Annotated in this window: 11 protein-coding genes; 6 read left to right on the top strand and 5 right to left on the bottom strand. The window is 74.6% G+C overall.

Annotated features, from left to right (window positions below; all coding sequences use genetic code 11):
- The first annotated feature begins 78 nt into the window (after positions 1-78).
- Positions 79-732: a bifunctional 4-hydroxy-2-oxoglutarate aldolase/2-dehydro-3-deoxy-phosphogluconate aldolase gene (gene eda / locus ACH4C6_RS27660; RefSeq protein ID WP_398111316.1), complete on the top strand. Its 654-nt coding sequence runs from the start codon at positions 79-81 to the stop codon at positions 730-732.
- Here the strand turns inward: eda and ACH4C6_RS27665 are convergent.
- The 3 genes from ACH4C6_RS27665 to ACH4C6_RS27675 are packed head-to-tail and all read right to left on the bottom strand — an operon-like array spanning position 707 to position 3,969.
- Complete coding sequence (locus ACH4C6_RS27665; RefSeq protein ID WP_398111317.1) at positions 707-2,356, bottom strand: bifunctional RNase H/acid phosphatase; 1,650 nt, start codon at positions 2,354-2,356, stop codon at positions 707-709. The genes eda and ACH4C6_RS27665 overlap by 26 nt on opposite strands.
- Before the next feature lie 18 nt (positions 2,357-2,374).
- Positions 2,375-3,118, bottom strand: coding sequence for a zinc ribbon domain-containing protein (locus ACH4C6_RS27670; RefSeq protein WP_398111482.1), 744 nt, complete (start codon positions 3,116-3,118; stop codon positions 2,375-2,377).
- Complete coding sequence (locus tag ACH4C6_RS27675) at positions 3,115-3,969, bottom strand: Nif3-like dinuclear metal center hexameric protein (protein WP_398111318.1); 855 nt, start codon at positions 3,967-3,969, stop codon at positions 3,115-3,117. Before ACH4C6_RS27675 ends, ACH4C6_RS27670 begins: the two co-directional genes overlap by 4 nt.
- A 199-nt stretch (positions 3,970-4,168) precedes the next feature.
- On the opposite strand from ACH4C6_RS27675, the gene ACH4C6_RS27680 reads away from it, so the two are divergent.
- From ACH4C6_RS27680 to ACH4C6_RS27690, 3 genes are all read left to right on the top strand, one after another.
- Positions 4,169-5,485 (top strand): hypothetical protein, encoded by a 1,317-nt coding sequence (locus ACH4C6_RS27680; RefSeq protein ID WP_398111319.1) that lies wholly within the window; start codon positions 4,169-4,171, stop codon positions 5,483-5,485.
- Positions 5,486-5,582: 97 nt separating this feature from the next.
- The gene (locus tag ACH4C6_RS27685; protein WP_398111320.1) at positions 5,583-5,747 is read left to right on the top strand and encodes a hypothetical protein; all 165 of its coding nucleotides are present in this window, start codon (positions 5,583-5,585) and stop codon (positions 5,745-5,747) included.
- A 256-nt stretch (positions 5,748-6,003) separates the two neighbouring features.
- The gene (locus ACH4C6_RS27690; protein WP_398111321.1) at positions 6,004-7,218 is read left to right on the top strand and encodes a polysaccharide pyruvyl transferase family protein; all 1,215 of its coding nucleotides are present in this window, start codon (positions 6,004-6,006) and stop codon (positions 7,216-7,218) included.
- A 26-nt stretch (positions 7,219-7,244) separates the two neighbouring features.
- Here ACH4C6_RS27690 and ACH4C6_RS27695 read toward each other — a convergent pair whose 3' ends face one another.
- Both ACH4C6_RS27695 and ACH4C6_RS27700 read right to left on the bottom strand, forming a co-directional pair.
- Positions 7,245-7,991, bottom strand: coding sequence for a class I SAM-dependent methyltransferase (locus tag ACH4C6_RS27695; RefSeq protein ID WP_398111322.1), 747 nt, complete (start codon positions 7,989-7,991; stop codon positions 7,245-7,247).
- Between the two features lie 240 nt (positions 7,992-8,231).
- Positions 8,232-9,692, bottom strand: coding sequence for an MFS transporter (locus tag ACH4C6_RS27700; protein ID WP_398111323.1), 1,461 nt, complete (start codon positions 9,690-9,692; stop codon positions 8,232-8,234).
- A gap of 218 nt (positions 9,693-9,910) precedes the next feature.
- On the opposite strand from ACH4C6_RS27700, the gene ACH4C6_RS27705 reads away from it, so the two are divergent.
- Entirely contained in the window at positions 9,911-11,650 is a 1,740-nt protein-coding gene (locus tag ACH4C6_RS27705; protein ID WP_398111324.1) for an MFS transporter, read from the top strand.
- An 87-nt stretch (positions 11,651-11,737) separates the two neighbouring features.
- Entirely contained in the window at positions 11,738-12,388 is a 651-nt protein-coding gene (locus ACH4C6_RS27710; protein ID WP_398111325.1) for a class I SAM-dependent methyltransferase, read from the top strand.
- Positions 12,389-12,480 lie beyond the last annotated feature (92 nt).

Consider the following 12,480-nt stretch of genomic DNA (forward strand, 5'->3'; position numbering starts at 1 on the left):
CGAGCCACCCGAGCACCACTGTTGCGCAGTGCGCAACGACCTTTGCGCACTGCGCATCGCCGACGGCAGGATGAAGTCATGGTCTCCTCCTCCCCTCCGCCTGCCTCCGTGCTGGATCTCGCGCCCGTCCTTCCCGTCGTGGTCGTCGAGGACGTCGGTGACGCCGTGCCGCTGGCGCGGGCTCTGGTCGCAGGTGGGCTGCCGGCGATCGAGGTGACCCTGCGCACGCCCGTGGCGCTGGACGCGATCCGGGAGATCGCCCGGGAGGTGCCGGAGGCGGTGGTCGGCGCGGGGACGGTGATCGGCCCCGGCCAGGTGGCCGACGCCGTGGCCGCGGGGGCGCGGTTCCTGGTGAGCCCGGGCTGGACGGACCTGCTGCTGGACGCGATGCGGGACTCCGGGGTGCCGTTCCTGCCGGGGGTGTCGACCACGTCCGAGGTGGTGGCGCTGCTGGAGCGCGGGGTGCGGGAGATGAAGTTCTTCCCGGCCGAGGCCGCGGGCGGTACGGCGTATCTGCGGTCGCTGGCGGGGCCGTTGCCGCAGGCGCGGTTCTGCCCGACGGGCGGGATCGGCCCGGACCGCGCCCCGGACTATCTGGCCCTGCCCAACGTGGGCTGCGTGGGCGGCAGCTGGATGCTGCCGGCGGACGCGGTCGCCTCCCGCGACTGGGGGCGCGTCGAGGCGCTGGCCCGGGCGGCGGCGGGGCTCAGCGCAGGTACGACGTGTCGTTGAGGAGGCGGACGCTGGCGTTGCCGTCGGCGTAGTGGGCGACGACCGACAGGGACGCGGCGGACAGTTCCATGCGGAAGAGGGACTCCGGCGGGGCACCGAGGGCCAGGCGCACCAGTGTCTTGATCGGGGTCACGTGCGTGACGAGCAGGACCGTGCGGCCCGCGTGGGCCGCCAGCAGCTTGTCGCGGGTGGCGGCCAGCCGGGTGGCCGTCTCGGCGAAGCTCTCGCCGCCGCCGGTGGGCCGGGCGTCCGGGGAGGCCAGCCAGGCGTTCAGGTCGTCGGGGTGGCGCTCGCGCACCTCGGCGAAGGTCAACCCCTCCCAGGCGCCGAAGTCGGTCTCGCGCAGGCCGTCCTCGATCTGTACGTCGAGGCCGAGGCGGGCGGCGACGATCCCGGCGGTCTCGCGCGTGCGGGCCAGGGGCGAGGACACGACGGCCTGGATCGTGCCGCGCCGGGCCAGCATCGCGGCGGCCCGCTCGGCCTGCTCCCGGCCCACGTCGGACAGCGAGGGGTCGCTCCCGCCGCTGCCGGAGAACCGCTTCTGCGGGGTCAGCGGGGTCTCGCCGTGCCGGAGCATGACGAATGTGGCCGGGGCGCCCATGTCGGCGGGAGCCCACCCCGGACTCGCCACGGCCTGAGCGGCCCGGGCAGCGGTAGCGCCCTTGGCACCGACGCCCTCCTCGGCCTCACCGGCCGGGACATCGGCACCGGCACCGCTCTTGCCATCGGCACCGCCGCCGTCCTCGACCTGACCGGCCCGGTCATCGGTGTCCGTAACACCGGCCCGGTCGTCGGTCTCCGCAGCACCGGCCCGGTCGTCGGTCTCCGCGGCACCGGCCCGGTCGTCGGCCTCGGCAGCACCGGCCCGGTCGTGAACCTCGGCAGCACCGGCTCCAACGGGGGCGCCTTCGGCGGTCCCGGCTGCGGTCCCGGTGTTCGAGGCTCCGGTCCTCGCGGCCCCGCCGCCTGCGACGGCCCGCGCGGCGTCCACATCGGTGTCGGCCGCCGCAGGGGCGACTCCACGCGGCGACGGCTCCGCGTCCGCCGCACCCGTCGAGGCACCCTTGTCCGACGACCCGGCGGCGCGTCCCGCGGCCAGGGCATCGCGCACCCGGGCCGCGCCCGCGACCGCGTCGCCGGGCGGCTGCTGCGGTGCCACCGCTCGGGGTGCCGCGTCCAGTTCGGCCGTCGACGCCGACTCCGACCACTGCTGCCCCTTGGCACCCGCGTCCATCGCCTCGTTGGCCAGGCGGTCCGCGTGCTTGTTGCGCTCCCGCGGGATCCACTCGTAGCTGACGCTGCCGGGCGGGAAGACGCGGGCGGCCTGCGCCGCCAGGGGCTTCATGTCGGGGTGCTTGATCTTCCAGCGGCCCGACATCTGCTCGACGACGAGCTTGGAGTCCATCCGGACGTGGACCGTCGCGGCCGGGTCCAGTTCGCGGGCGGCGCGCAGGCCGGCGAGGAGTCCTCGGTACTCGGCGACGTTGTTCGTGGCGACGCCGATGTACTCGGCGGTCTCCCGCAGGGTCTCCCCCGTCGCCGCGTCGCTGACGACGGCACCGTAGCCGGCGGGCCCCGGGTTGCCCCGCGACCCGCCGTCGGCCTCGACGATGAACTCCCGCACCGGTACCGCTCCCTCGGCCTAGAGGCCGGACTCGGCCGTGCGCACCAGGATGCGGCGGCAGTTCTCGCAGCGGACGACCGTGTCGGGCGCCGCCCGCCGGATCTCGTTCAGCTCGGTGATGGCCAGCTCCTGCCGGCAGCCCTGGCAGGAGCGCGCGTACAGCTTCGCCGCGCCGATGCCGCCCTGCTGCTCGCGGAGCTTGTCGTACAGCTTGAGCAGGTCCGCCGGGACGGAACCGGCGACCACCTCGCGCTCCTTGGTGACCTGGGCGACCTCGGCGTCGATCTGCTCGACCGCGGCGTCGCGGCGCGCGGTCGCGTCGTCGACCTTCGCCTGGACGGCCGACACGCGCTCGGTCAGCTCGGCCACCCGCTCCTGCGCGGACTCCCGGCGCTCCATGACCTCCAGCACCACGTCCTCCAGATCGCCCTGCCGCTTGGCGAGGGAGGCGATCTCGCGCTGGAGGTTCTCCAGGTCCTTGGGCGAGGTGACGGCACCGGAGTCCAGGCGCTGCTGGTCGCGGGTGGCGCGCTGGCGCACCTGGTCCACGTCCTGCTCGGCCTTGGTCTGCTCGCGGGCGGTGTCGCTCTCCTCGGTCTGCGCGGCGACGAGCAGGTCGCGCAGCTGCGTGTGGTCCTTGGTCAGCGACTCGATCTCGGCGTGCTCGGGCAGCGACCTCCGCTTGTGCGCGAGCTGCTGGAGGCGGACGTCGAGGTCCTGGACGTCGAGGAGTCGGATCTGGTCGGCGGGCGCGGCGTTCAGTTCGGGGCTCCAGGGGATTCAGAGGTGGTCGAGGCCGCGTGGGCGGTCCAGGGGTCGGTGACCGTCTTCGAGACGTGGACGCGCAGGTCCCATCCGTGCCGGTCGGAGATCTCGTCGAGCTGGCTCGCGGCCAGCTCGCACCAGGGCCACTCGGTGGCCCAGTGCGCCGCGTCGAGCAGCGCGAGGGGACTGTGGGCGCGGGCCTCCGACACCGGATGGTGGCGCAGGTCCGCGGTGAGGAAGGCGTCGACACCGGCCGCGCGGACCTGGTCGAAGAGGCTGTCGCCGGAGCCGCCGCTGACGGCGACCGTGCGCACGGGCGCACCGGGGTCGCCGGCGACGCGGATGCCCTGCGCGGTGGCGGGCAGCCGCTCGGCGGCGAGGGCGGCGAACTGCCGGACGGTCAGCGGGTGGTCCAGGGCGCAGACGCGGCCCAGGCCCCGGCGGCCGGCGGGATCCGCCGGGTCCGGTACGAGCGGCCCGGTGACCCGCAGACCGAGGGCGCCCGCGAGGGCGTCGGAGACACCCGGGTCGGCGGTGTCGGCGTTGGTGTGGGCGACGTGCAGCGCGATGTCGTTCTTGATGAGGGTGTGCACGACGCGGCCCTTGAAGTGCGTGGCCGCCACGGTCGTCGTGCCGCGCAGGTAGAGCGGGTGGTGGGTGACGAGCAGGTCGGCGCCCAGTTTCACCGCCTCGTCGACGGTCTCCTGGACCGGGTCGACGGCGAACAGGACGCGCGTGACCTCCTGCTCGGGGTCGCCCATGACGGTGCCGACCGCGTCCCAGGACTCGGCCCGCTCGGCGGGCCACAGGGTCTCCAGCGCGGCGATGACTTCAGACAGACGGGGCACGGGAGCAAGGCTACCCGCCTGATCTGTGGCGTTGCACCGCCCTGGGCGAGGGGCGTCCCGCGGCGCGACGCGCAGCACAGGTGTCCCGCTCTCCTCAGGCGAATCGTTCCTGGAACACCCTTATGTGTGAAGTCGGGGTCCGAGGAATTCCCCGCCCGTGCGTGCGAAAACTACGTTCGTCACTGGAGGTGACCGAACGATGACGGCCTGTGCGATCGAGCCTTCGGCGGGACGCGAGGACCGGGACCGGGAAGGGGACCGGGAAAGGGGACGGGACGGGGACCGGAGCGGGTACCGGGACGGTCCCGCGCCGGCAGGCTGCACCCTCACCGCGGACGGCGCCTACGCCGCCCGTCTGGCGTCGGCCGGCGACTCCTGGTTCCCCGAGCGCTGGACCTTGGACGGCCCCGAGCCCTATGCGGTCCCACTGCCCCGCAATCAGCCGGAGGAGCCGGGCACCGAGGTGCAGCCGATGGGCGACGGGCGGGTGCTGATCCACCGGCTGGTGGCGGGGCGGCACGCCTTCTCCCTGCTCTATCCGACCGGGCCCGGCACGGGTGAGCTACCCCTGGGCGCGGTCGAGTGCCGCGACAGCACCGCCCGGCTGCGGCTGCTGCCGCCCGCCCCGGGCGGGGAGCGGGCGTACGCACTGGCCGTCGGGCAGCGGTCCACCTCGGTCTGGCTGGTGGCCGGCGGGGCGTTCGGGCCCGAGCGGCTGGCGGAGCTTCCCGGCCGCTGCTCGGGCGGGGTGTGGCTGGACCGCGCGGGGCGGCTGCTGGCCCTGGACCGGGAGACCGGGGGGCGCACCAAGGCGGTCGTGGTGGACCTGGAGTGCGGGGGCGAGGTGTCGCCGCTGCTGCAGATCGCCGCCGACAGCGACGACCGGGTCCTGCTCGCCGACCACGACAGCGGTCTGCTGATCGTCCGCTCCGACGCGCCCTCTCCCGGGCAGGAGCGGTTGGGCTGGGGGGTGCTGGGCAGCACGCTGCCGGTGCGGTTCCCCGAGTGCCTGCGGCTGCGGGACTGCTGGGTGACGCCGTTCGCCATCCAGCCGGGGCAGGTGCTGACACCGGAGAGCTGCGCGGTGGCCCTGCGGGTGGACGGGCCGGCGGGCAGCTGGGTCGGGGTGTGGCGTCCGGCGGAACGGCGGGTGCACCATCTCCCGGCGCCGCGGGGGTGGTTGGCGGGCACGGGACTGTGGACGGCGGACGGCGTGCTGCGGCTGCCGTACGCGACGGAGGCCGTGCCGTGCGGGGTGGCGCAGGTGAGTCCGCCACCGGCCGCAGCGGCGGGACCGGCGGGACCGGCGGCACCGGGGCGCGTTCCGGTGCCGGACGCGGAACCGAACACGGCGCCTGACGCGGTGCCGGACGTGCCGGGCGCGCAGCTCCCCGAGTCCTTCCCGGACGTTCCGGGGGCGTGCTCGCCACCCCCGTCCGACCGGGCTCCGGCGCCCGCCGCCGCGCGCCCGGTTCCGCTCGGGCAGGCGCCGTTGGGACGCCTTGTAACGAACTAGTGCCGGTCGGCGTGGCCGCCTGGAAACGGGGTGCGGTGGGCCGGTTACACTCGCCCGGCTGTAAAGAAGATGATGTTGACGGGGTGAATTCCAGCCGATGAACGACGCCAGCACGAACCAGCGCATGGCCGACGTCCAGGAGACCTCCGCCGGTCACGGCCGGCACCGTGGCGAGGTGTCCACGCAGGACAGTGAGAGGGCTCCGCGCGGCCGTCACCGCAAACCGGTGGCGGAGAGCGAGCCGGCCGGGACGGCGGCCTGACGAACCGTCGGCCACCACACGGCGCAACGGCCCTTCCCGGCGTACGACATACGCCGGGGAGGGCCGTCGTCGTGTCGCTCCGCCGGCCTTCCGCCTCTCGCTCCGCCGGCCTTCCGCCCCACCGGGCCGCGGCCCGGTGGGGCGGCGCCTGCGTGTACGTTGGCCGGGGGGCCGCGCTCCCTGCCGAGGGAGCCGCCGAGGGGCCGCACGGCCCGGGCCGAGCAGGCGAAACGACGACCAGGGGAACAAGGGGCACATGGCACGCGTCGCCGTCATCACCGCGCCGAACATCGGGTACCGCAACACGGGCATGCTGACCGTGGACTTGGCGTTCGAGTCCCTGCGGCGACGGGTGGGCGGCGCGTTCGACGCCACCTGGTACACGCTGCACACCCCGGACACCGTGCCGCTGCGCGACTGCGCGCGCGGGACGCGGATGCCGTTCGACTTCCTTCCGCTGGCCGAGCACCTGGACGACCTCGGCGACCACGACGCGGTCGTCTTCTGGGGCGACTTCCTCCACACGCGCCACTACCTGGCGCAGGACGCGACGAACCGCCTGACGGACTTCGGGATCGCCGCGGACCGGGACGCGGCCCGCGCCCTGCTCAACCGGACGCTGCTGCTGGCGGACCGGCCGGACGCGCTCCTCGCCCGGACCCTCAGCTACGGCGGGACGATCCTGCACAACACCCAGTCCGACTACGAGGACAAGGAGTACGGCCCGCTGTTCACTCGCCTGGTGCGGCGCGCTCACCGGGTCTGGGTGCGCGACCCGCTCTCGGCGGCGAAGATCTCGCACCTGCGCGGCGACCGCGCCACCGACCACTTCGGTTCGGACGCGGCCCTGCTGAACCGTCCCGGCGACTTCGGCCTCCTGCCCGTCACGGACTGGTCGGGGTCGGTCCCGGACGGCGGTGCGATCGGCGTGTTCCTCGGCGCCCGCACACCGGTCCCCGACTGGCTGCCGGACACCTGCGGCGAGCTGTCCGACCGGCTGGGCGCCCCGCTGGAGTGGCTGCCCTGGTTCGACCGGGACGTCCCCGCCGCCCTCGCGCACATTCCGCGGCGCCCGGGCGAGCACACCGTCGGCGACCTCCTCGGGGTCCTTCCCCGCTACCGGCTCGTCATCACCGACACCTACCACCTGGCCGTCAACGCCTGGGCGGCCGGCACCCCGGCGGTGTGTGTCGGCGCCCCGGAGCCGACGCCCAAGACGCACGACGACTACCTGACGCTGAGCGACGTGAAGAAGCACGTCTTCCACCTGGCGTACGACGCGACGGACTTCTACCTGTCGACCCGGCAGGGGTACGGGGGCGACGCCGAGCGCATCGTCCGGCTGGTCGAGGGCGGCGGGGCCGCGGCGGTGGCGGCGCGCATCCGTGACCACGCGGAGTACTCGGCGACGTCGTTCCTGACCACCCTGACCTCACTGCTGGACGCGCCCCGCCCCGGCGCCGGCCTCTGACGGGCCCGCCCGCGGGGCGCCCCGGGTCAGTTCCGGTCCCGCCGGAACAGGGCCGTCCACAGGAAGGGCTCCCCGAAGTGCTCCGAGTCCTCCGGCTCGTCCCGCATGCGCCGCAGTTCCAGCTCGGTCAGGCCGGAGAAGACGTGCCGCAGGGACTCCGGCGTGTACGCGAGGCCGCCGAGCCGCCCGCCGCCCTCGCGGTAGAAGCCGGCGTCGGACACCTCCGAGCCCATGCCGCCCTCCCCGGCGGCGAAGCAGGTGAGCCCGAACAGGCCGCCCGGCGCCAGCAGCCGCTCCAGCAGGGCCAGGTGGCTGACCCGGCGGTGCGGCGCCAGGTGGTGGAAGCAGCCGGAGTCGTAGATCAGGTCGTACGGGCCGGTCAGTGCGGTGGCGGCGAGGGCGAAGGCGTCGCCGCAGTGGAACCGCACGCCGTCCGCCCCGGCCTCGCGCGCCCGCTCTAGGGCCCATGCGAGGGCCTGCGGTGACAGGTCGACCGCGTCGACCTCGAAGCCCTGCCCGGCGAGGTACAGGGCGTTGCGGCCCGGTCCGCAGCCCAGGTCGAGCGCGCGCCCCCGGCCGGTGCCGTACCGCTCCACGCAGCGCACGAGGTTCTCGTCGGGCTTCGCCACGAAGAACGGCACCGGCCGCGAACGGTCGGCGTAGAAGCCGTCCCACCAGTGCGCGCCCCGCTCCGACCAGCGGTCGGCCTCCGGCGCGAACAGCCCGTCCATAAGGGCGAGTACGTCGTCGGCGGTGCGTATGGTCCGGTCCATCCGGTCCCCCTTTCCCGAGCCGCCCACGCTAGGCGCGGAGGGGAGGAAAGGCCAGGTCAGCAGCTTTCTGACGCCACGTCAGGAAGCTGCTCCCCGGGCCTGCGGGGCACGCGCGGGCGCCCCCTCGGCACCCCGGTCCGGACCGGGGCCGAAACAGCGGTGGCGTGCCCGCGGCGGGCCCGCACGGGCCTGTTGCGGGGCACGCCACCGCCGCCGTTTCCACCCTGGCGCCGAAGGGCCTCACCCGGTCCGCGGCTCCCGCCCCGGCCGGGGCAGCCACACCCACATGAGCACCACTCCGGCCGCCAGCACCGCCGCGCCGACCCGGAACGCCAGGGCGTAGCCCTCGGTCAGCGCCTGCGGGGTCGTGCTGCCGCCCGAGCGGGCGGCCGCCAGGGTCGACAGGACGGCCAGACCGAGCGAACCGCCCATGGTGCGGGAGGTGTTGACGAGGCCGGAGACCAGTCCGGCCTCCTCGGGCGCCGCCCCGGACGTGGCCAGGGAGGCCAACGGGGTGCCGGCCAGGCCCGCGCCGAGCATCATCAGGACACCGGGGACGAGGATCCCGGTGACGTAGGGGCTGCCGGGGGTCAGGGTGGACTGCCAGGCGAAGCCCGCCACCGCGATCAGCGTGCCGAGCACCGCCACCGGGCGCGGTCCGGCCGTGCGCATCAACCGCGGTGCGACCTTGGAGCCGAGGACGACGGCCAGCGAGCTGGGGACCAGCGCGAGCCCGGCCTCCAGCGGGCCGTACCCGAGCACGTTCTGGGCGTAGAGGGTCATGAAGAACCACATGCAGAACATCGCCGAGCCGCTCAGGAACATCGCGGCGTTGGCGGAGGACACCGAGCGCAGGCGCAGCAGGCCGAGCGGCATCAGCGGGCTCGCGGTGCGCGCCTCGACGGCGAGGAACGCGGCCAGCAGGACCAGCCCCGCGAGCAGCGGGACCAGGGTGGCCGCGGCCGTCCAGCCCGCCGCCTCCGTCTGGGAGATGCCGTAGGCGAGGGTGCCGAGCCCGGCCGTGACGAGGAGGGCGCCGGGCAGGTCCAGGCGCCGCCCGTCCCCGGCCCGGCCCTCGACGAGGAACCAGGCGGCGGCGCCCAGCACCACCGCTCCCACGGGCACGTTGATCAGCAGAACCCACCGCCAGGACAGCGTCTCCACGAGCAGTCCGCCGACGAGGCCGCCCGCGGCCCCGCCGCCGGCGCCGACCGCCGTCCAGGTGCCTATCGCCTTGGCCCGCGCGGCCCCCTCCGGCACCGAGGCGGTGAGGATGGTCAGCGTCGCGGGCGCCAGCACCGCGGCGCCCAGTCCCTGCACGGCCCGCGCGAGCAGCAGGTGCCACTCCGCCTGCGCGAACCCCCCGGCCAGCGAGGCGAGGGTGAACAGACCGAGCCCGACGAGGAACATCCGCTTGCGGCCGTAGAGGTCACCGGCGCGGCCGCCGAGCAGCATGAAGCCCGCGAAGGCGATGGCGTAGGCGTTGACCACCCATTGCAGGCCCTGCTCGCTCAGCCCCAGGCCGGTCCGCATCGAGGGCAGCGCCACGTTGACCACGGACACGTCGAGCACGACGAGGAACTGCCCGGCGCAGGTCAGCGCCACCACGAGCCAGGTCGGCGGCGTACCGCGCGGGCGCGGGCGGGAGGGGCGGGGCGGGTGATCGGTGTCGGGGCGGGCGGATTCGAGCATGGGTGTCATGCTCTCAACCCGCTCGGGCCCCTTGCATCGGGATTTCGCCGGGCCGGGGTCTCGGTCCGGGGCCCTAGGTCCGCCGACCGCCGAGCCCCAAGGGAAGGTCAAGAATTCGTTAGAGTGCCAAAGCAACGGAATAGTTGCCCGGACGAACGAGGTTCGCACTCCATGCAACCGCTCGACCCTTGTCCCTTGTGCAGTTCCCGGCCTGGAGGCCCTCCTCAATGACGCAGACGACGACAGACCGTCCCGCCGGCAGAGCGAGCGGGGCCGTGGTGCCGGTGCTCGCCTTCGCGGGCATCGTTGTCGCGGTGATGCAGACCCTGCTCGTCCCGGTGATCAAGGACCTGCCGCGTCTGCTGGACACCACTCCCGGCAACGCCACCTGGGTCCTGACCTCGACCCTGCTGTCGGGCGCGGTGGCGACCCCGATCATGGGCCGCCTCGGCGACCTCTACGGCAAGCGCCGCATGCTGATCCTCAGCCTCGCCGTGATGGTCGCCGGCGCCCTGCTCAGCGCGCTCACCAGCGATCTGCAGGCGATGATCGCCGGCCGCACGCTCCAGGGCTTCGCGATGGGCGCGATCCCGCTCGGCATCGGCCTGATGCGGGACATGCTGCCGCGCGAGCGGCTCGGCTCGGCGATGGCCCTGATGAGCTCCTCCATAGGCGTGGGCGGCGGCCTCGCCCTGCCCGCCGCCGCCCTGGTCGCCCAGCACAGCGACTGGCACGCGCTCTTCTACGGCGCCGCCGGCCTGGGCGTCCTCTCCATCGCCCTCACCCTGCTCGTCGTGCCGGAGTCCCCGATGCGCGCCGCGGGCTCCTTCGACCTGCCGGGCGCGCTCGGCCTGTCGGCCGGCCTGGTGCTGTTCCTGCTGCCGATCACCAAGGGCAGCGACTGGGGCTGGACCTCCGCCACGACCCTCGGCCTGTTCGCCGCGGCGGCGGTGGTGCTCGTGCTGTGGGGCGTGATGGAACTGCGCGTCAAGGCGCCGCTGGTGGACCTGCGCACCACCGCCCGCCCGGCCGTGCTCTTCACCAACCTCGCCTCGATCATGGTCGGCGTCTCCTTCTACGTCGTCTCCCTGGTCCTGCCCCAGCTGCTGCAGCTGCCGGAGTCCACCGGCTACGGCCTCGGCCAGTCGATGGTCGTCGCGGGCCTGCTGGTGGCGCCGCTGGGCCTGACGATGATGTTCACCGCTCCGGTGTACGCCCGGCTGTCCGCCGCGTACGGCCCCAAGGTCACCCTGATCCTCGGCCTGACGATCATCGCGGTCGGCTACGGCGCGGGGCTCGGCCTGATGAGCGCCGCCTGGCAGAGCCTGGTCATCTCGGTGCTGCTGGGCGCGGGCATCGGCCTGGCCTACTCCTCGCTGCCCGCGCTGATCGTGGGCGCGGTCCCGGCCTCGGAGACGGGCGCCGCGAACGGGCTGAACACGCTGATGCGCTCCATCGGCACGTCCGTCTCCAGCGCGGTGATCGGCATGGTGCTGGCGAACACCGCGGACACCGTCGGCGGTGTCGAGATCCCCACCATGCACGGCTTCCGGATCTCCTTCCTGATCGCCACGGCCGCGGTGGCCGTGGGTCTGGTCCTGGCCCTGTTCCTGCCGGGCAACCGGCCCTCGGGCAAGCCGCAGTTGCGGGCCAGCAGCGAGGAGGACGCCGGACTGGAGCGCGCCGAGCAGGCCCTGCGCGGCTTCCGCGGCCGGGTGCTCGCCGGCGACGGCTCCCCGGTGGCGCGCGCCAAGGTCACGCTGATCGACCACCGCGGCCGGCAGGCCGGCGCGACCCTGTCCGCCCAGGACGGCAGCTACGCGCTGGGCGTCCCCGCCCGCGGCTCCTACGTCGTCGCCGCCCGCGCCGCCGGCCACGGCCCGCACGCCTCGTCCGCGACCCACGCGGGCGACGACCGGCCGGTCGACCTCGACCTGTCCCTGCCGGGCGAGACGGTCTCCGCCTGACCGGCGCCTCCGTACCCCCTGTCGGCACGCGGCAGGGGGTACGGCACGATGGGCGGCCGGACCCGTCGTACGACCGAGAGGAACCCCATGCCCGCGGCCCCGAAGCCCGAGATCCTGGCCGCGTTCGAGGCGGCGAAGGGGTTCATGCCCGCCGGTGAGGGCCTGGCGCTGTACGCGGCGGCCGTGGAGGCCGGACGGCTGGGGCTGCCGCTGCTGGAGGTCGGCACGTACTGCGGCCGCTCGACGATCCTGCTCGCCGACGCGGCCCGGCAGGCCGGGGTCAGCGCCCTGACGGTGGACCACCACCGCGGCAGCGAGGAGCAGCAGCCCGGCTGGGAGTACCACGACCCGGAGACGGTCGACCCCGAGATCAGCCTGATGGACACGCTGCCCACGTTCCGCCGGACGCTGCACCGGGCGGGCCTGGAGGACCACGTGGTGGCGCTGGTGGGGCGCTCCCCGCAGATCGCCGCGTTCTGGCGGACGCCGCTGGGGTTCGTCTTCATCGACGGCGGTCACACCGACGAGCACGCCACCGCCGACTACGAGGGCTGGGCCCCGCACGTCGCCGAGGGCGGACTGCTCCTCATCCACGACGTGTTCCCCGAGCCGGAGGACGAGTTCACCGGCCAGGCGCCCTACCGCGTCTACCTGCGGGCGCTGGCCTCCGGCGCGTTCACCGAGGTCTCGGCGACGGACTCGCTGCGGGTCCTGCGGCGTACCGGCCCGGGCGTGTGAGGGAACGGCTGGGCGGGTGAATCGCCCCCGGTGGGGGCCCGCCCGGTCGGCCCACGGGCGGCGTGGCGCGTCGGCGCCGGGCCGCCGCTGCC

The organism is Streptomyces sp. NPDC017943 (assembly GCF_044328425.1).
Classification (GTDB): domain Bacteria; phylum Actinomycetota; class Actinomycetes; order Streptomycetales; family Streptomycetaceae; genus Streptomyces; species Streptomyces djakartensis_A.